This window comes from Zunongwangia sp. SCSIO 43204 (assembly GCF_019904275.1).
In the GTDB taxonomy this organism is placed as follows: Bacteria; Bacteroidota; Bacteroidia; order Flavobacteriales; family Flavobacteriaceae; genus Zunongwangia; species Zunongwangia mangrovi.
Genome location: NZ_CP063204.1, coordinates 3,010,501 through 3,029,598 on the forward strand (window position 1 = coordinate 3,010,501; position 19,098 = coordinate 3,029,598).

The window sequence follows — 19,098 nt, forward strand, 5'->3', positions numbered from 1 at the left end:
ATGAAAAGGTTTGGTAAATATTTATTAGTAATACTTCTTTTAACTTTTACTGCGCTAATAATTTTAGATATTGCTTATACGCAAATCTATACTAGATCTGTTCCAAGGAATAAACTTCAATTTTTGCTCAAAAAGGAAACGGCAGATTATGATGTTGTATTTTTGGGATCTTCGCGCGTTGAGAATACAATCAACACAAAATTATTTCAAAAATTATCAAATCTTAGAACCATAAATTTAGGGGTTGAGGGCGCTGGCTTAAATGATAATCTTTTATTATTGAAATTACTACTAGAGAAAAACCAGGTTAAGAATTTAGTTTTACAAATAGATAATAATGTTGAAGGTACTTCGCCATCTAATATCTCAAATGCAGAAGCAATTCCTTTTATTAGGAATAATAAAATTATAAAAGCACATGAGGAAAAGTATTTGAAAGATTTTGAAATTCAAATCTATATCCCTTTTTATCGATATATCTTAAACGAACCAAAAATTGGTTTTCGGGAGCTATTTATGTCTATAATTGGAAAGCATCCAAAAATACCATTACAAGATGGTTTTTCACCAAAAAAAGGAAATATTGACAACAACGCAAAGTATGCGCTACCAAATAAAAAACCACCTAAGAATAATCTAATTTTAGATGAGATTATCGCAATATGCAAGAAAAGAAATATAAAACTTTTTCTTTTAACAGCACCATATTGTAAGAACTTAGGAAACCCCGAATATATTGAATACTTAAAAAAATATAATCCTGAACTTATAGATCTTTCTAGAGGATTTTCTGATAATCTTTTTTATGATTGTGGTCACCTGAATTCAGAAGGGGCAAATAAACTGACAAGCGATCTCTATACAATTTTAGAAAATAGATTAAAATAAACTACCCATTCTTCTCCAACCATTCCTTTAGCTCAAAGAAATTTTGTGGAGCAACACCGTGGCCTACGGGAAATTCAGAATAAGTGTTTTTGATAGTTAATTGATCTAGGAAAGGTTTAGTTTTTCTAGCCGAATCGATAGGGATTACCTGGTCTACCGTTCCGTGAGAACAATAAAAGTTTAAGTGCTCAAAATCGTTATTTTCAAAGCTGTTTTTTATGATAGCTTTATTCACGTAGCCGCTTAGTGCAATAACATTTTTGACTTTTTCTGGATAAGAAAGAGCAACAGCATAACTTAAAATACTTCCCTGGCTAAAACCTAAGAGCGTAACTTTATTTTTGTTTATGGGATAAGCTTCGATTGCTTCATCTATAAATTTCGCAATCAGATCTCTGGACTCGATTGCTTGATCATCATCACTAAATTTCCCATTTACATCATCAAAGTAAATAGCATACCATGCGTTTCCACTAGGTTGCATTGGGTAAGGCGCTTTAACCGAGATTACAAAAAAATCTTCAGGTAATTCTCCGGCAAAACTAAAAAGGTCCTGTTCATTACTTCCATAGCCATGAAACATAAATACTACGGGAGCTTTTTCAGTTTGTCCTTTTGGTTGTTTAATAAGATGTTCTAAAGAAAGATTTGCAGTTTGCATTAAGTAATCGATTTAAACCATTTTTGAAAATAAACTCCAATATAAGGGATCATTTTATATTCTCCCTGAATTGCTCCAATAAGTCCATATAACCAGATTACTACAGAAACTAAATAGAATGCAGTTGGAACAAATAAATTACTAAAAGTAGATGCTACAGCGCCCAATAAATAAAAAATTATATGCGCTCCAAAAGCCTGTCGAATATGAAAACTAGCTAATTTATCTTTATCGTCCATATTCATAAATATGGCTATAATAAAACCTATGATCGTGATATAAGCTACAATCGCAGGAGTTTTTCCTTTACTTGAAGTTTCTTGAGTTTGATTCATTATTTCAGAATTACTCTTTAATAATTAATTGATTATTATTGAAGATCCCGATTACTTTTCCTTTTAAAGACTGACCTAAAAATATACTGTTTTGTGAGGTAGAAAGAATATCAGATTTCTCGAAAGTATATTTCTCTTCAGGTAAAAAGAAACTCAGTTTCGCCGATTCTTCTTCAGCGATTTTAGAATTTTCAGCTTTAAAACGAGCTCTTCCACGGGTTAAGATCTCGATAGTTTCTTCCGTAGAAAAAATAGTTTGTAAAGCACCAAAAGCACTTTCTAGCCCAATACTTCCGTAGTTGGCATTATCAAATTCTACTTTTTTATTCTCGATATCGATTGGATCGTGATCGCTGGTTACAAAGTCGATCGTTCCTTCCTTTAATCCTTTAATTAAAGCTTTTGAATCACTCTTTGTTCTTAGCGGAGGCATTACCTTTGCTCGAGTATCAAATTCGCTAAGTAGATCATCAGTCAAAACCAGGTTATGGATAGCGACACTGCAGCTAACATCCAAGCCTTTTTTCTTCGCTTCTTTAATTAGCGCAACAGATTTTTCTGTAGAAACGGTTGGGATATGAAGCTTCCCGCCGGTATATTCTAAAAGATAAAGGTCACGCGCAATTTGAAGGTTCTCAGCAAGATTAGGGATTCCTTTTAAACCTAGAAGTGTGCTGTTATGATGCTCATTTACAATTCCTTTACCGGCAATTTTCTTTTCTAACGGAAAAGATTGCACCAATCCGTCAAAATTTTGTGCGTATTGCAATGCAATTTTTAGAAGATTGGGATTGCTTACCGGTTTTTTATAATCTGCAAAACTCACTGCACCGGCATTGCTCATATCGTAAAGTTCGGCTAGATCTATACCTTCGGCTTTTACCGTTAATGCACCGGTTGGCAATAGATTTACAGCATTGGCATGTGCTTTGGCTTTTACCGAATATAATGCCGCACTATTATCGATCGTAGGATTACTTTGTGCATTTAAAACTACATCTGTAAAACCACTAAAAGCAGCCGTTTTGAGTCCGTTTTCTATCGTTTCACGTTCTTCATAACCCGGTTCTCCAAAACTCACACTGGTATCAAACCATCCTTGCGAAACGTGCAATCCTTCGATGTTAATTACTTTATCGGCTTTATCTTCAATAGTATTTCCGATTTTTTTGATAACGCCATCTTCAATAAGAATATCGGCTTGTTTTAAATGATAATCGCTTTGCTGGTCTACGATTGTGGCAGATTTTATAAGTAGCTTCATTTAAAGAATTTTAAGAGGAGCATTTCTATGCTTAAAAAGATCAATGCAAAAATAACAAACCATTTCCAAAGCACATCGATTTGTTGGGCAGCTTTTGCACTTTCGAAATACGTATTTAGATCGGTTTGTTTTTCGATATTTTCAAATTCGTTAATATCCAGATAATTGAGATCACTTTCGCTTCTTGGATAATTATAACTAATTGGCAAAATTTTGTTTTGCTGATATGTTACCCTGTAATTTTCTGCATTTTCAGGCAAATCTGTGGTAGTTACTGTGATCTTATCTGCAGTATTTTGCTGTAGCGGAATAAAACTTTCTTCTGAATTTTGCTGAATTTCGACTACCTGATCGCCGCTTCCTGCAATGTTCACATCTAAAGTATTTTCCTTCCCGACTTCAAAATATAAGCTTGGTGTTTTTAAGGCTGAAATTCCCAAATTATAAAAAACCGGGACGATTAATGGCGAATTTTGAAAGTTGGAGTTTTCCTGATTTATGGCTGCTGAAAATAAATAGCTATTGCCAGAATTCATTAAAAAGGCGTTCCTATTTTGAAAACGTAAGATCGCTGAAACATCCCGATTAAAATTGTAAAAACTTTGTACTTCAGGATATTGAAAGTTGCTGATCTCTTTTTCAAAAGTATCCTCAAAAAGTGGATGTTCAAAAGCAATTTCAGTGATTAATAATTCTCTGTTTTGTTTATCCTGAATCGTCGGTAAGCCAAGATTCGATAAAAACGGGTTGTAATTTTGAAGCTGAAGAGTAGAAGCCAGGATAATGCAAACCGGCGTTCCTTCTCGCGCTTTTTCCAATACCTGGTTTTGTAAAGCCGTATTTATTTGTTCCACTTCATTTAAAATGATCAAATCTGCGTTGCTAAAAGCACTAAAGTCAACTTCATTTTCGTCAAAATTGGTGTAGATGAATTGGTCTTCAGTAAAAATTCGGCTAAGAAAGTCGGCATCACTTCCAGAAACACTCAAAACATTGATTTTTGGCGTTTCAGCATAGCTAAAAAATAGTTCATTATCGTAATAAAGTCCGTTGTCTTCGATGGAGATTATTCCGTTTTCAATTTCTTCGGCCTGTAATCGAAATTCGATTTCCTGTTGCTTATTTTCTTTAAAATTGATGCTCTTTTTTGCTAAAACCTGCTCGCCGTTTTTCAGACTTATAGGAATATCGCGATCTAATTTTTCAGTAGTGCTAAATTTGGTTTTTAATGTAATCTGATTTAGGTTTTTATCGATTACAAAAGCCGAATCTATACTGATATTCGCGATATTTTGGGCTTCATTTTTTACAAAATGGTATTCTACGTTTTCAAGCTTATTTAGATCGCCAAAGTTTTGCTGAAAATCTGAAATTAAAACCAGCTTTTGCACATCGGCCGGATGCTCATTAAAAAACTGTCGCGCTTTTAAATTAATTAAGTTAAAATTCATCGAATTTGAGCTATAATCTATGTCCTGAAGTTCAGATTGATTTTCCGCAGGAGAAATTATTCCGAAGTCATTAGAATTGGTAAACAATCCAAAAGCCTGGTTTTCCTGATTATTTTCTAAAAGTTGCTGAATATTATGTTGCAGCATTGGCCCGTGTTCGCCACGCAGCTGCATGCTAAACGAATTATCCAGATATAGCAGGGTAGAAGTGCTTTGTTTTGCCGTTTTCCCCGATGGAATAAATGGCTGCGCAAAGGCAAGGATCAAAAAGGCCAGAGCTAAAGTACGTGCTGTAAGAATTAGCCATTTTTTAAGCTGATTGCTTTTGCGATTTTCCTGAACTACTTTTTTAAGAAATTTTACGTTGGTAAATGCCTCTTTTTGAAATCTACGAAGCTTAAATAAATGAACAATAAAAGGGATAACCAGTAAAATTAAAGCATATAGAAGTTCTGGATGTTTAAACTGCATACCGGTTTTTAATATTCTTCAAATATAAAGAAATTGTGTTGCAGGAAAACTTGATAATCGAGATTAAATGTGGCGCAGTTAATTTATGCGATAATCGAGTGTTTAAACATCTCTTTTCAGTAAAATTTCTAGTGAATTCAACTAAGATTAAGCGCGTTTGATGTCGAATTTAAAACTTGTGTTTTCACCCAGTACAGAAGATACGCTAATCTTTCCGTTAAGAGATTCCACCAGTTTTTTAACCGTGGAGAGCCCGATGCCGTTTCCTTGATTACCCTGTCTATCGGTAATATAAAGCGTTTTAAAAAGTTTAAAGATATTAGATAATTGATCTTCAGGAATACCAATTCCGTTATCGGTTACTGTGAAGTGATAATAATTTTCGTCCATAGAACTTTCAATATCAATTACAATTTTGTCCTTATTGTTGTATTTAATACTGTTGTTGATCAAGTTAATGAAAATTTGCTCCAAAGCCGATCTATTACATTTTAGGAACATATTTTCTGGCGGAAAGTTGATCTCGCAATTGTCATTAATATTCAGCAAATCGATAATATCTTCCAGCAAATGATGCAAATCGAATTCTTCTTCTTCTGATGCGACGATACGGTCGCTTTCGTAATGATTTAAAATTCCGTTGATATAATCACTTAATTTTAATGCCGATTTTTTAAGGTTAGCCAGTAATTCCTGGCCTTTCTCATCTACAGTTTCTTTATACCTGGCTTTAAGAAGATCTGCTGTAATGATCATATTAGCCAAAGGCATTTTCATGTCGTGAGAAACAACACCGGCAAAATCTTTTAGTAACGAGTTGTGGTCGTCTAGCTGCTGTTTTATTTGCTCTAAATACAGGTTTTTTCGACGTAATTCGAAAAGTTTTTCAACCTGTTTTGCCAAAGTTTTAAGGGCTGCTTTTTGCTCTTCACTAAGCTTATTTATTTTGGTATCTAAAACGCATAAGGTTCCCAGGGCAAAGCCTTCATTATCAATTAAAGGCATCCCGGCGTAGTAAAGTATGGGTAGATCGGGATTTGTAGTAAAGGGATTGTCTCTAAATCTAACATCTTTACGCATATCCTCGACCTCCATAAGATCTTGCGGTTCTAAGATCGCATGACCACAATGAGAAAATTTTCGTTCAGTATCTGCAATTGGTGGGCCACCGTGATTCGATTTAAACCAGTTTGTTTCGTCTTCCACAAGCGTGATCAACGAAATAGGTGTTTTACAAATGTAAGAAGCCAGTTTGGTGATATTGTCAAATTCCTCTTCAGAGATTCCTTTAAGAAGCTCGATTGAGTTAAGTGCATTTAACCGCTCTTTTTCATTTATTGGCTTAGCTGGCTGAATCATTGGGATTTATCAATTTTTAATGTGAAAAACTGAAACAATATCAATTGTTAAGGCAAAATTAACAATTATTTTGGAATTGATATTGTCACTTTAGGATCAATATTTTTCAAAAGCTCCCAAACCAAATAAAGCAAAGTCATACTTTACAGGATCCTGATGGTCTAGCTTTCGCAAAGCTGTATCTAATTCGGCCAAAGCTTTTGCGTCGTTTTGTTTTCGTTTAAGCAGCTTTAATTTTCTGGCGATGTTGCCCGAATGTACATCAAGCGGACAGCTAAGTTGGGAGGGAGAAAGCGATTCCCAGATCCCAAAATCGACTCCACAATTATCCTTTCTTACCATCCATCGCAAATACATGTTTATACGTTTTGCTGCGGAATTTTTTAGCGGATCGCTTACGTGTTTTTGCGTACGTTTTTCATGCGGAAGTTCAAAAAATATCTTCTTGAATTCGTGAATTGCCGGTTGAAGCGAATTTGCCGAAGCATGGGTATTGAAGATCGCTTCTAAACCATCATGATTTTTATAAATATTTTGAAGCGCCAGCATAAAATAGCAAAGATCGATGCTATTAAAAGTTCTATGAACAAAACCTTCCATGCCTTCTATGTCTTTTTTACTGAAATTCAGAATAAAATCATGCGGAGCATTTTCCATACGCTGCATAAGATCATTGGCATTTTTCAGGATGCTTTTTCGATTTCCCCAGGCAATAGTTGCCGCTAGAAAACCTGCAATTTCGATATCTTCTTTTTTGCTGAATTGATGCGGAATCTGAATAGGATCTGTACCAATAAATTGCAGATTGTTGTATTGATCTACCTTAAAATCCAGAAATTCTTTTAACTCGCTTTTCTTCAAAAACTTATCTTTTTAATGCTATGATCAGTCGAAAATTGATGCGAAAATTACACAATTTCGCCATCTACCATGGTAAGTTTTCTATCGGCCATATCCGCTAGTTCTTCGTTATGCGTCACAATCACGAAAGTTTGCCCAAATTCGTCTCTTAACTTAAAAAACAATTGGTGCAAATTCTCTGCAGATTCACTATCCAAATTCCCAGAAGGTTCATCGGCAAAGATCACGGCAGGATTATTCATTAGTGCCCTGGCAACCGCAATTCTTTGCTGCTCACCACCACTTAAGGCGGAAGGTTTGTGATGCGCTCTATTTTGTAATCCTAAAAAGCCCAAAAGTTCCATCGCTCGCTTTTCAGCTTCTGCTTTTGGTGTGTTTTTTATAAACGCCGGGATACAAATATTCTCTATCGCGGTAAATTCGGGCAATAATTGATGAAACTGAAATATAAAACCAATATGATCATTCCTGAATTTCGCCAGGCTTTTTTGGCTTAGACCATAAATATCGGTTTCATTAATAATTAATTTTGAAGCTTTATTTTTTTCAGGCAAATCTAAAGTTCCCAAAATTTGAAGTAAAGTGGTTTTTCCGGCACCTGAAGCTCCTACAACCGAGACAATTTCGCCTTTTTCAATATGAAGATCTACGCCTTTTAAAACATGTAGATCGCCATAATATTTATGAATATTTTCAATAGTTATCATAAGCTCTGTAAAGTGCCCGAAAATTAGCCAATTAAATCGCCACCCCCAAGCTTAAAATATTTTTAATTGAAATTGTGCAATTTCAGTAATAATTATTTATTGTAACATTTGCTAAAATTAGCCAAATAGCCTATGCGTTTTTTAAGCGATGCCTTACATTTGAAAAAATCATTTTTGTTATGAAAGAGAAAGTAGCAACATTAGCTGCAGGATGTTTTTGGTGTACAGAGGCTGTTTTTCAGCGTTTAGAAGGTGTAAATAATGTGATTTCTGGCTTTACGGGAGGTTTTATTAAAAATCCGCCGTATCGTGAAGTGGTCACCGGTAGAACGGGTCATGCTGAAGGAATTCAGTTTAACTACGATCCCAAGATTATAAGTTTTCAGGAGTTATTATTAATATTCTTTTCTACGCACGATCCTACGACTTTAAATCGCCAGCAAAATGATGTAGGAACGCAATATCGTAGCGCAATTTTTTACCATTCTGAAGAACAGAAGCAGATCGCAGAACAAGTTATTGCTGAATTAGAGGCGCAGGAGGTTTTTCAGGATCCTATTGTTACTGAAATTACTAAAGCTTCAACTTTTTATGAAGCTGAAGCAGAGCATCATAATTTTTATAACGAGCATCCTAGTCAGCCATATTGTCAATATATTATCGATCCAAAAATCCATAAATTACAATCACTTTTTGCTGAAAAATTAAAGAAATAAATTCCCGATATGGCTTATCAAAGTTTTGAAGAATATTCGATAGAAGTGACCAGTTCTCTTAAAGATAATTACAAAAGTATAATTACAGAGTTAGGGGAAAATCCCGATAGGGAAGGTGTTTTAAAAACACCAGAGCGTGCTGCTAAAGCGATGCAATTTCTCACACAGGGTTACGAACTGGATGCAGAAAAGATCTTGAAGAAAGCCATGTTTAAGGAAGATTATGATGAAATGGTGGTGGTAAAAAATATCGAGCTCTATTCACTTTGCGAACATCATATGCTTCCGTTCTTTGGTAAAGCACATATTGCCTAAATTCCAAACGGACAAATTGTTGGACTAAGTAGACTACCAAGAATCGTAGATGTATTTGCCAGAAGATTACAAGTGCAGGAACGTCTAACGCACGATATATTGGAATGTTTAAACAACACATTAAAACCACAGGGAGTTGCGGTAGTGATCGAAGCTCAACACATGTGCATGATGATGCGTGGCGTGCAAAAGCAAAATAGTACCACTACAACATCTGGATTTAGAGGACAATTTGAAAAAATAGAGACCAGAAATGAGTTTTTAAAACTCATAAGCTCAGACCTTTCATAAAAACTGGCATCTTATTTGATTCTATTAAATGAATCAACACAAAGAAAAGATGCTAAAAGATAAATTATTTTTAAAGGGTTTAATGTTAGATGCCATTGGTATGCTAACAGTAGGTATTCCAGTAATTGGTCCTTTTTTAGATATTTTATGGGCACCATTTGCGGCTCGTAAAATGCGAGAAATGTATCCAGGTAGAAATGGAAAGTTAGCTTCAGCAATTGTATTTATAGAAGAGATCTTACCATTTACAGATATTATCCCAACCTTTACTCTAATGTATATTTATACATTCGTTTTCAAGAAGGAACCAGAGCAAAAGGTAAGAACTATAGAAGTAGAAAGTTATTAAACCAGGAATCCCCTTATAAAGCTAAAGCCTGTTTGAGTTATTCAAACAGGCTTTTTTAATTGCTTTCAATTTATAGGTCTATAAAAACCATTGTAATGAGACCATGATATTTCGGCCAATATTGGCAATTCCATCGGTTTTTAATCTGGATAAATGAGAGATATAAGTTTTGTTTAAAAGATTGTTTCCGTTAACCGAGATCTGAACTTCAGAGTCTGCCAGTTGTACACGGCCACCAAATCCTGCTCCCAATAAAGAATATCCACCGGTTCTAGTTTCAAAATTACTGGTGTTTTCTTTATCAAATACATTTTTAAGTCGAACAAATGCATACTTATTTTCGATAATTTCACCCTGATTAAATTCGACTCTAAATGTGTTGGTAATACTGTTTGCAGGAATTAGCGGAAGATAAGTGTCATCATCTCTTTTTCCCGTAACTGTTTCGAAACTACTTTCGATATGCATCCAGTCCCAAGGGTGTGGATGCACATGAACTCCAACTTCACCACCGTATAATTCGGCATCATCCTGCACAAAGTCAAAAACAGGATTATCATCAATGCTTTCTCCTGTTGGTGTTAAATAAATATAGTCATTGATTGTATTATGAAAAGCATTGGCAAAAGCTTCAAAATGTTCGTTTCTCCATTCTAAAGATAAATCTACCTGGAAGTTTTGTTCGTTATCTAATTCAGGATTTCCAACTTCATAGCGATTCGCACCATGGTGAGAACCGTTACTGGTAAGTTCAGCTAAATTAGGTGCTCTAAATCCGCTTGCAAGATTTAATCTGGCATTTAATTGATCAGAAAATTGATATTTCGCGCCAAAAGCTCCATTTACACTATTAAAAGTTCGATCTACCGCTTCCATATAACCGGTTTCGCCTTCGTGACCATGCGTTTCGCTATCGATATTTCGAGTATCATAACGTAAACCAGCCTGGAAATCCCATGCACTTAAATGCAAATGTGTTGTAGCAAATACACCAAAATCTACAGTATTAGCATCTGGGATTAAGATTTCTTCGCCGGTATTTACATTGCTTTGCCACATTCCCTGGATTCCGGCAATGGTTTCAAACTTCCCTAATTTAGGCAGATTGTATTTAATATTATAATTAAAGGTTTCCAGTTCCATGTCTAAAGCAGGAAGTACTTCCTCACTTTCTTCATCATGTTCATCTGCGTGCTCATCTTCATGCTCGTCCTCATGTTCTTCAGCATGATCTTCCTCATGTTCATGCTCCTCTTCAGCATGTTCATCGTGTTCATCTTCGTGATCATGATGATCTTCAAATTCTTTTCTGTTGTTAAACTGATATCCAAATTTTGCATCCAGGCTAGAATTAGCGAAGTAGATCTTATTATCTAAACTCAAAATATGGTTATCAATTTGCTGATATGGGAGCATCAAAGTTTTAGAAGTAGTTTGTTCACCAATTTCTTCAGGAATACCAATTTCACTTCGGTTAAAATTATATCGAAGATCAGATTTAAATTTTTCGTTTTGATATGCAATTCCGGTTTTAAGATCTTTTTCGTTGAATCTTGTATTGGTTACGCGTTCACTATTACCAGTTTCGTAATCTGAATGCTCCGCTAAACTTCCGCGGGCGATAAATTTTAATTTTTCTCCTGAAGTTTTTGCCATTGCGCTGGCCTGATACCCCAAAGTATTACTGAAATAATCACCATTAACTTCAGCACTTGTAGTTCCGGCTGAAGCATATTGCTCTGGATTTAGATATAATACCCCACCAATCGCATCACTTCCGTAGAGTAGGGAAGCAGGGCCTTTAATAACCTCGACACTTCCAATACCTTTAGAGCTAATACCAAGGCCATGTTCGCCGCCAAACTGCTGGTTTTCCATACGAACACCCTGAGTGTAAGTAAGTACACGATTAGAGCTTAAACCACGAATTACGGGTTTACCTATACCAACACCGGTACTTAGATTTTCTACCCCAGCTATTTGTGAAATACCATCTGCTAGAGTTACTGCTCCTTTTTTATTTAATTCTGAAACACTTTCGCGTTCCACTCGCATCACATTTTCGCTTTGCAATTGATGAAAAGGAGTAGAAACGATGACTTCTTCCATCTCTACAGCTGAAGGTTTTAAAACCAGCTCAAAATTATCTGAAGGAATGCTTACTTCTTTCGAGTACGAAGTAAAACCAATCGAAGAAACAACGAGTTTATAATTTCCTGAAGGTAAATTTTTGATGGTGAAATTACCATCAACATCTGTAGTAGTTCCTTTTTCTAGTCTTGGAAAATATACGGTAGCGCTAAAAACAGCTTCACCTGTTTCCTGATTTTTTACATTGCCACTAAATTGATTTTGTGCTAATAAAATAGGGGATACTGCTACAAATAGCAGTGTAATGAGTAATTTTCTCATTGTATGGGATTTTAAACGATTAAATAGAATTTGTCCTTTTTCGATTGTGATAAAGGATTGGGGTAATATGATTAAGCGATCAAAGAAGGTGGCCCTCTAAGCTCAAATAATCGATATTGAAAATCGTTTAAAAATTTGTAGAAACTAAAACTATGTCTTACCTGCTTTGTGAAAACAACAGGCTCAAAATGTAGAATTTCAAGATTTAATGCTGGGTTTTGATGAAATTTATGAAGATTACAATCTAGATCTGGATGATGAATATGCTGCTTAGCATAATTATCACAAAGCCCATGCTGGTGACCGCTAAAAATATGAATAAAGTTGGCAATTGCCGGGAATACGATGATAAACGCCGCAAAAACAAAAAATATTTTTTTCCACGTTTTTATCATCTAGTCTTTAAAGAATTTACCAAAACCTAAGCGACTAAGCATTTTCTTTTCAAACGCCCAGAAAAATTCAAACTGACCAAATATCCAACCAATCACTACCAGTAAAATCTGGTAAATAGGAAACAAAAATAGAATTCTTGCAGGCCAGTAAATATACCATTCGTGCTGCGGAGTAATTCCTAAAAATGCGGTTACCGGTGCAGCTAATTTTGCAGCCGTAGATCCTGTAATTGCAAAAACTAATAGGACAACAACCACCTGGCGGTTAGATGTTAATCCCCAACGTTCTTTTAATTTCTCCATGCTGCAAAGATATTAAAAGGAATTAAGTTTTAAAGTCTTAAGCACTTAAATACGTGTGGGCACGCTAAATCGCTGATTATATTGCCTGCTTATATAGACAAAATAATTGTACAGTAAATAGTTTACTTCGTAGCCATAATCTATCTGAGGATTATAATTGATCTCCTGTACATAAAGATTCGTATTATAGCGCATAGGCTGCCGAACACGATTGTTGTAATCGTTCACTAAAATCTGATTTTTATTCTCTAAATAACTTTGCGAATAGTAGCCTTCTGGTCTTGCTATACTATTAATAAAAAGGTTGAAGCCCGGCTCGATGATTATAATTTCGTATTCCAGACTATCATTGGCGATTCTTACGGTATCATTTTCAGTAGCGTTGTTTTTACCGCTTCGTCCATTGTTTTTAGTCAATCCACAGCTGTACACAAACAGCACCATTAAAAGTATATAGAGTAAATTTTTCATTGTGGCAATTTAGTTAAAAAAGTAATTTATTTCCCGCCTGTATAGCCTTTTAAAATACTATCTTTTTTATTTTCTTTTCCAAGAATCATTTCAGAGGCCTTAGGAATGATATTAGGGTCGTCTTCTGTATCCAAAATTGTTTCAAGAAAAGAATTATTATATTTCGAAGAATTTCCTAAAGCATTATCAATTAAGAATTCAATATCATTATTGGTTAAGTTTTCTTTTTTCTTCTGAATACTTAAAATCGCCACCACAACCGGAATCGAAATGGCGGTTATTTTTTTTACTGAATTTTCCTCAATAAGGCAGGATTCACTAATCGTATTGGTAATAGCGCTGAAGTTTTCACCTAAAATGATCTCTCCATAATCATTACCACAATCTACAAGTTCAGTAGTTTCTTTATCTGGGAAAACTTGCATGAATTTAAAAGGATCTGGAGCTTCTTCGAGCATTTCGGTTAAAGCTTCCTCGTGGCCTTCCTGTATTTTATTCTTGAAATTCCCCAAGATCAATGGAAGAACCATGCCTAAAACTGAAGCAACATTATTATTACTTTCACCAGTTTCCTTGGAAGCTTTATTGATAAGCTGCTTTCCTAAATTAGTATTTAAAACGTCTAATATCGAGGCCATAAAAGATTTTTTAGTTTAAATTTTCGGGATTAAAAATCGGCTTTAGAATGTACAAATCTAGCTACCGACAACTTATTTGAAGATAAGCAATATTAACTGGCATCGCTGTTAAAGCTTTACTATAATATCATAGAAGAAAATAGATAAAACTTATGGAACATCGAACTAAAAATAAAACCCAGCCTAAAAATGTCGATTTTCAGACTGGGTTTTTTAATTATTTGATTTTTAGGTGGTAAGCCTTTATTGTTTTACTTAAAGAAATCCATTCCCGACTTTCCATGAAATTTGCCAATAATTTCTTTTGCAATTACATCGCCAGCATTATCTGTCGCTGCGCCTGTTAGTCCGCCAATATGTGGCGTTAAAGAAATACGCTCGTTCATTAAAAGTTTTATGGCTGGTGTTGGCTCGTTATCGTAAGTATCTAAACCGGCAAATTTCAATTTTGCATCCTCTAAAGCTTCAATTAGAGCTTCTTCATCGATCGCATTTCCGTTAGAGATGTTTACAATACCCGCATTTGGTTTCATTAAAGCGATTTCTTTTGCACCAATAATTGGTTTTTTCTGTTCAGAAACACTTAAAGAAATGATATCTGAATTTTCTAAAACTTGCTCTAAATTCACCGTTTTTAATCCAATTTCGATATTTTGATCCTGAATTTTAAGTTGAAGTTTAGCACCAACTACATTAGGATCTGTAGCGATAACCTTCATCCCAAAACCTAAGGCGATTTTGGCTATTTCCTGTCCAATTTTCCCAAAACCAATAATTCCTATTGTTTTTCCCTGAAGTTCGATTCCGCCAGAATAGAAGTTTCTTAGGTCCTTAAAGTTCATATCGCCTTCCAGTGGCATATTTCGGTTAGAGTGATGTAAAAATCGGCTTCCACCAAGAATATGAGCAAAAACAAGTTCGGCTACAGATCTGGTTGCTGCAACAGGAGCGGTGATAAACTGAATCCCATTTTTCTCGGCTTCAGCAACAGAACTTACTACCTGCTCGTCACCAATTACAGCGATAAATTTTAATTGTGGTGCACTTGTAATAACTTCATTCTCTATAAATGTTGTGCGCGAAATTATCCCTTCAATGTTTTTGGCATTGATATATTCTTTTAGCTGAGATTGGGCAACTTTCACAGATAAAACATTAAAGCCAGCTTCGGTTAATTGAGAAACTGCGGCTTGTGAAAGCCCATCGGTAACTAAAATATTCATGAATTTTTATTTTTCTTATTTATGAAATCTTTTCAAAATGCTGCATCACATCAACCAAAACCTGCACGCTTTCTAGAGGCATCGCGTTATACATCGAAGCACGATAACCACCAACGCTTCTATGACCGTTAATTCCGTTAATATTGGCCTCTTTCCAAAGTTTATCGAAAGTTGCTTTATCGGCAGCTTCGGCAAGGTTAAAAGTTGGGTTCATAGTCGAGCGATCTTCTATTTCAGCAAAACCTTTAAATAATGGGTTTCGATCTATTTCAGCATAAAGCAAGTCTGCTTTTTTATTGTTTAAATCTTCAATTCCTGCAATTCCGCCTAAATTTTTAAGCCATCTTAAATTCAGTAAAGAAGTATAGATCGCAAAAACAGATGGCGTGTTAAACATACTATCTTTATCGATATGAACTTGGTAATTCATCATCGATGGAATTTGACGCTCAACTTTTCCTAAAATATCTTCTTTTACCACGGCAAGTGTTACACCTGCTGGGCCCATATTTTTTTGTGCACCGGCATAGATTAAATCAAACTGACTAAAATCCATCGTTCTTGATAAAATATCGCTACTCATATCGCAAACCAATGGCACATCAGTTTTTGGGAAAGATTTCATCTGCGTTCCATAAATAGTATTGTTACTGGTGCAGTGAAAATAATCTGCATCTACAGGAATGCTGTAATCTTTAGGAATATAGTTGAAGTTTTTGTCTTTAGAAGAAGCAACTTCCTGCACTTCTCCAAACAATTTAGCTTCTTTAATTGCTTTACTACTCCATGTTCCGGTATTGGTGTATGCGGCTTTTTTCTGCAATAAATTATAAGCAACCATTAAAAACTGCATACTGGCACCGCCATGTAAAAATAGCGCTTGGTATCCTTTATTCTGAAGTCCTAATAGTTCTAAAACCAAAGCGCGAGCCTCTTCGATCACTGAAACAAAAGCTTCACTACGATGCGAAATTTCAAGAATCGAAAGTCCGCTATTATTAAAATCCAATACTGCTGCAGAAGCTTTTTCGAAAACTTCTTGTGGCAAAATGCAAGGTCCTGCGCTAAAATTATGTTTTTTCATATGGTATTTAGGTTAAGCTCTTAAATGGAGCTTTTCTTTGCTGTATGTCGTAAATTTTGAAATTACTTTCCAAAATTCGATAAAAACAGCGCCAAATTTATTGGCGCCGCCAAAGGGTTTAATATCACGAGGCTTGCCTCGAAATTAAGAATTTGTTTCTAACGATTGCCTCGTGGGGTGCTCCGAGCTAGTTTACTGGTTTAAATTGATTAAAAATTGTAGCGTGTCTACACCATCTGCATAATCCCAAAGTTGTGGTTGCTGAGTTTCGCCAAATTTCACTTCATTTTTTGCTGAAGCTTCTTTTCTTACCACACATTGTAATTGATCTGCTTTTTCTTCTAATTCTTGCTGAAGTTGTGCTTCATCCTCATAATATTCATAGAAAAGTACAGAAATTGGTGATCCAAAACCTTCATCTTCTTTCAGCATTAAAAATCCGTTATCCAGAATATTAAATTCACTCATTAGATACACGGCTTTGTTGTAATCGTAATTATTGGCGTATTTATTTTGGTTAATAATATCGTTCCAATGATAAATTCCTTTATAGAAATGGTCAAAATCGTAATTTTTAGGCAAAAATAATTTAGAGACATTACGACAACCCAGGCCGTAGTATCTAAAAATATCTTCAGCTAAGGCCTTTAATTCGGTTTCGGTTTCATCACCGCGAATAATGGCAACCGAGTTTCGGTTTTTACGGATAATGTTAGGTTTATTTTTAAAATAATATTCAAAATAACGCGCGGTGTTGTTGCTTCCGGTAGCAATAACGGCATCAAAATTCTCTAATTTCTCCTGAGTGAAGGTGATTTTAGATTCAAATTCGCTATTTAATTCAGCTAAATAATTACACAAAATTGGCAAAAGCTGCTTATCATTATCAGATGGTTTTATAAGCACATTATTACCAGACATTAAAACACTCAAAAAATCATGGAAACCAACCAGCGGAATATTCCCGGCCATAATTATGGCGATCGTTTTTGGTGAAATATTATCTTTAATCGCATAATCTTGCACCCAGGCTTCAAGATTAGCCGTAGTTAAAGCTTCGCTCCATTGTTTTAGAGCAAATAGAACATTGTCTTTGGTAAACCAGCCGTTATGATGTACTGCTGAATTGATTTTGTATTCCAGTTCGTCGAAATATTTTTTATCGATTTCTGAAAGATTTAGCGCTGAGTCACTTTCAGCATTAAAATTCTTAAGAAAATCGCCCAATTTTGAAAAATATGAAATACGTTCTTTAATTGTCATTCCTAATTTGGTTATGAAAAGCCTTCACGTTAAATTTGTAACAGCGAAATTAAAACTTCCTAACTGGAAAAACTATAAAATTTCCTAAAACTGGAAGCAAAACTGAAGAATCGCCTTATTTTTACAAACTAAAAAAACAGCTATGGCAATCATTATAACAGATGAATGTATAAACTGCGGCGCTTGCGAACCAGAATGCCCTAATACAGCAATTTACGAAGGAGCAGATGACTGGCGTTATGCAGATGGTACAGATCTTTCTGGTGATATCGTATTACCATCGGGGACAGAGGCTAATGCTGAAGAAGCCCAGGAACCAGTAAGTGACGAGTTTTATTATATCGTACCAGATAAATGTACAGAGTGTAAAGGTTTTCATGAGGAACCACAATGTGCGGCAGTATGCCCGGTAGATTGTTGTGTTCCAGATGATGATCATGTAGAGAGTGAAGAAGAACTTTTGACCAAACAGAAGTTTATGCACGATTAGTCGCTAAGATTAATTTTCAGAATATAAAAGTCCGTTTTCTTAAACGGACTTTTTTTATTGGCACCGCCAAAGCGTATAATACCCAGAGGCTTGCCTCGAAATTAAAAATTTGTTTCCAACGTATGCCTAGAGGGCTTGGCCCGAGGTAGTTTACGAGATATTTACTCGTAATTCGTTTCTATACTTAGAAGGTGATTTACCGGTAAACTTTTTAAATTGCTTATTAAAATGACTAAAGTTATTAAAGCCGCATTCAAAACAAATATCAGTAATACTCATTTGCTCTTCGTGTAGAAGTTTTGCGGCATGTGCCAGGCGATATTCGTTAACGAACTGTGTAAATGTTTTACCTGTTATCTTCTTAAAGAATCGGCAAAAGGCAGGTACCGTCATACTGGTAAGCTCGGCAACTTCTTCTAAAACAATAGTTCTTTTAAACTCTTCCTTTACAAAATTAAAGATTTGATTAATACGATTATTATCCTGAAGCTCGGTTTCTAGTACAAAACCCTGAGCATTAAGAATGGTATAATTTCTTGCTTCTTCTAAATGTTTAAAGATCTCTAGTAGCGCTACTAGCCGCCCAAAGGGTGAGCGGTGTTTTAGTTCTTCGATCTTTTCACCAATATATCTTTTATCTTCCCCGTGAAAAACAATTCCTTTTTTTGCTGTTTCTAATAAGGTGACAATATTTTTGGTTTCAGGAATATTAAAAAATGTTTCCCCAAGAAAATCTGGATGAATCTGGATCACCGTTTCTCTTTCGTATCTGTTCAATTTAGTGGTAAAACCACAGTGAGGTAAATTAGAACCAATAAGTATAAGATCTCCTTGTCTATAATAAGAAACATGACTACCAATTTGCCTTTTTCCTGAGCCACTACTTATATAAACCAGTTCTATCTCTGGATGATAGTGCCAAAAATTATTGTTTTTATTAGGTGAACTATGATCAAATGTTTGGTATTTAAACGAACTACCAAACTGAGGTTCAACCTTTTCGAAAACTGCTTTTTGTGATTTTATCATATCGATAACGTTTTAGCTGAATTGGGACTTCAAATTATGGATATTTTATTATGTCGAAAATTAACCTAAAAATGTTCTCATTGCAAAATTAACCATTTACGATAATATTTTCGGTTAAAATA

The 19,098-nt window shown here is 35.1% G+C and carries 20 protein-coding genes and 1 pseudogene; 5 read left to right on the plus strand and 16 right to left on the minus strand.

Going from position 1 to position 19,098, the window contains the following annotated elements; all coding sequences use genetic code 11:
* Window positions 1-888, plus strand: a complete 888-nt coding sequence (locus INR75_RS13475; RefSeq protein WP_223089179.1) for a hypothetical protein — start codon at window positions 1-3, stop codon at window positions 886-888.
* A 1-nt stretch (window position 889) separates the two neighbouring features.
* On the opposite strand, the gene INR75_RS13480 is transcribed toward INR75_RS13475, so the two are convergent.
* The 7 genes from INR75_RS13480 to INR75_RS13510 all read right to left on the minus strand — a co-directional run bounded on the left by INR75_RS13480 (window position 890) and on the right by INR75_RS13510 (window position 7,997).
* Window positions 890-1,549 carry an alpha/beta hydrolase gene (locus INR75_RS13480; RefSeq protein ID WP_223089180.1) on the minus strand — a complete coding sequence of 220 codons (660 nt, stop codon included), beginning with the start codon at window positions 1,547-1,549 and terminating at the stop codon, window positions 890-892.
* A complete protein-coding gene (locus INR75_RS13485; protein WP_255584543.1) occupies window positions 1,549-1,884 on the minus strand; it encodes a hypothetical protein in 336 nt (111 codons plus the stop codon). The genes INR75_RS13480 and INR75_RS13485 overlap by 1 nt, the downstream gene beginning before the upstream one ends.
* A 10-nt stretch (window positions 1,885-1,894) precedes the next feature.
* On the minus strand, window positions 1,895-3,148 hold the full coding sequence (locus tag INR75_RS13490; protein WP_223089181.1) for a dihydroorotase family protein: 1,254 nt from the start codon (window positions 3,146-3,148) through the stop codon (window positions 1,895-1,897).
* A complete protein-coding gene (locus INR75_RS13495; protein ID WP_223089182.1) occupies window positions 3,145-5,070 on the minus strand; it encodes a BatA domain-containing protein in 1,926 nt (641 codons plus the stop codon). Before INR75_RS13495 ends, INR75_RS13490 begins: the two co-directional genes overlap by 4 nt.
* Before the next feature lie 147 nt (window positions 5,071-5,217).
* A complete protein-coding gene (locus INR75_RS13500; RefSeq protein WP_223089183.1) occupies window positions 5,218-6,429 on the minus strand; it encodes an ATP-binding protein in 1,212 nt (403 codons plus the stop codon).
* Between the two features lie 96 nt (window positions 6,430-6,525).
* On the minus strand, window positions 6,526-7,290 hold the full coding sequence (locus INR75_RS13505; protein ID WP_223089184.1) for a TIGR02757 family protein: 765 nt from the start codon (window positions 7,288-7,290) through the stop codon (window positions 6,526-6,528).
* A gap of 47 nt (window positions 7,291-7,337) precedes the next feature.
* Window positions 7,338-7,997, minus strand: coding sequence for an ABC transporter ATP-binding protein (locus INR75_RS13510; RefSeq protein ID WP_084842107.1), 660 nt, complete (start codon window positions 7,995-7,997; stop codon window positions 7,338-7,340).
* 179 nt (window positions 7,998-8,176) lie between these two features.
* On the opposite strand from INR75_RS13510, the gene msrA reads away from it, so the two are divergent.
* From msrA to INR75_RS13525, 3 genes and pseudogenes are all read left to right on the plus strand, one after another.
* Window positions 8,177-8,713, plus strand: coding sequence for a peptide-methionine (S)-S-oxide reductase MsrA (gene msrA / locus INR75_RS13515; protein WP_223089185.1), 537 nt, complete (start codon window positions 8,177-8,179; stop codon window positions 8,711-8,713).
* Between the two features lie 9 nt (window positions 8,714-8,722).
* Window positions 8,723-9,319, plus strand: a pseudogene (gene folE / locus INR75_RS13520) (GTP cyclohydrolase I FolE).
* Between the two features lie 28 nt (window positions 9,320-9,347).
* Complete coding sequence (locus INR75_RS13525; protein ID WP_255584544.1) at window positions 9,348-9,668, plus strand: hypothetical protein; 321 nt, start codon at window positions 9,348-9,350, stop codon at window positions 9,666-9,668.
* A gap of 78 nt (window positions 9,669-9,746) precedes the next feature.
* On the opposite strand, the gene INR75_RS13530 is transcribed toward INR75_RS13525, so the two are convergent.
* The 8 genes from INR75_RS13530 to INR75_RS13565 all read right to left on the minus strand — a co-directional run bounded on the left by INR75_RS13530 (window position 9,747) and on the right by INR75_RS13565 (window position 17,457).
* Window positions 9,747-12,080 carry a TonB-dependent receptor gene (locus INR75_RS13530; protein ID WP_223089186.1) on the minus strand — a complete coding sequence of 778 codons (2,334 nt, stop codon included), beginning with the start codon at window positions 12,078-12,080 and terminating at the stop codon, window positions 9,747-9,749.
* A 71-nt stretch (window positions 12,081-12,151) separates the two neighbouring features.
* Complete coding sequence (locus tag INR75_RS13535; protein ID WP_223089187.1) at window positions 12,152-12,475, minus strand: hypothetical protein; 324 nt, start codon at window positions 12,473-12,475, stop codon at window positions 12,152-12,154.
* A complete protein-coding gene (locus tag INR75_RS13540) occupies window positions 12,476-12,778 on the minus strand; it encodes a DUF6787 family protein (protein WP_223089188.1) in 303 nt (100 codons plus the stop codon).
* Window positions 12,779-12,823: 45 nt separating this feature from the next.
* Complete coding sequence (locus INR75_RS13545) at window positions 12,824-13,249, minus strand: DUF6146 family protein (RefSeq protein ID WP_092543755.1); 426 nt, start codon at window positions 13,247-13,249, stop codon at window positions 12,824-12,826.
* Between the two features lie 26 nt (window positions 13,250-13,275).
* Window positions 13,276-13,887, minus strand: a complete 612-nt coding sequence (locus tag INR75_RS13550) for a DUF937 domain-containing protein (RefSeq protein WP_223089189.1) — start codon at window positions 13,885-13,887, stop codon at window positions 13,276-13,278.
* A gap of 251 nt (window positions 13,888-14,138) precedes the next feature.
* A complete protein-coding gene (locus INR75_RS13555) occupies window positions 14,139-15,110 on the minus strand; it encodes an NAD(P)-dependent oxidoreductase (protein WP_223089190.1) in 972 nt (323 codons plus the stop codon).
* A 19-nt stretch (window positions 15,111-15,129) separates the two neighbouring features.
* Window positions 15,130-16,194 carry a 3-phosphoserine/phosphohydroxythreonine transaminase gene (serC, locus tag INR75_RS13560; protein WP_223089191.1) on the minus strand — a complete coding sequence of 355 codons (1,065 nt, stop codon included), beginning with the start codon at window positions 16,192-16,194 and terminating at the stop codon, window positions 15,130-15,132.
* A 192-nt stretch (window positions 16,195-16,386) separates the two neighbouring features.
* A complete protein-coding gene (locus INR75_RS13565) occupies window positions 16,387-17,457 on the minus strand; it encodes an acyl-CoA reductase (protein WP_223089192.1) in 1,071 nt (356 codons plus the stop codon).
* A 142-nt stretch (window positions 17,458-17,599) separates the two neighbouring features.
* Here INR75_RS13565 and INR75_RS13570 point away from each other — a divergent pair, with 142 nt between their 5' ends.
* The gene (locus INR75_RS13570) at window positions 17,600-17,947 is read left to right on the plus strand and encodes a 4Fe-4S dicluster domain-containing protein (RefSeq protein WP_092543764.1); all 348 of its coding nucleotides are present in this window, start codon (window positions 17,600-17,602) and stop codon (window positions 17,945-17,947) included.
* Between the two features lie 150 nt (window positions 17,948-18,097).
* Here the strand turns inward: INR75_RS13570 and INR75_RS13575 are convergent, their stop codons facing one another.
* The gene (locus tag INR75_RS13575) at window positions 18,098-18,976 is read right to left on the minus strand and encodes an AraC family transcriptional regulator (RefSeq protein WP_223089193.1); all 879 of its coding nucleotides are present in this window, start codon (window positions 18,974-18,976) and stop codon (window positions 18,098-18,100) included.
* Between the last annotated feature and the right edge of the window lie 122 nt (window positions 18,977-19,098).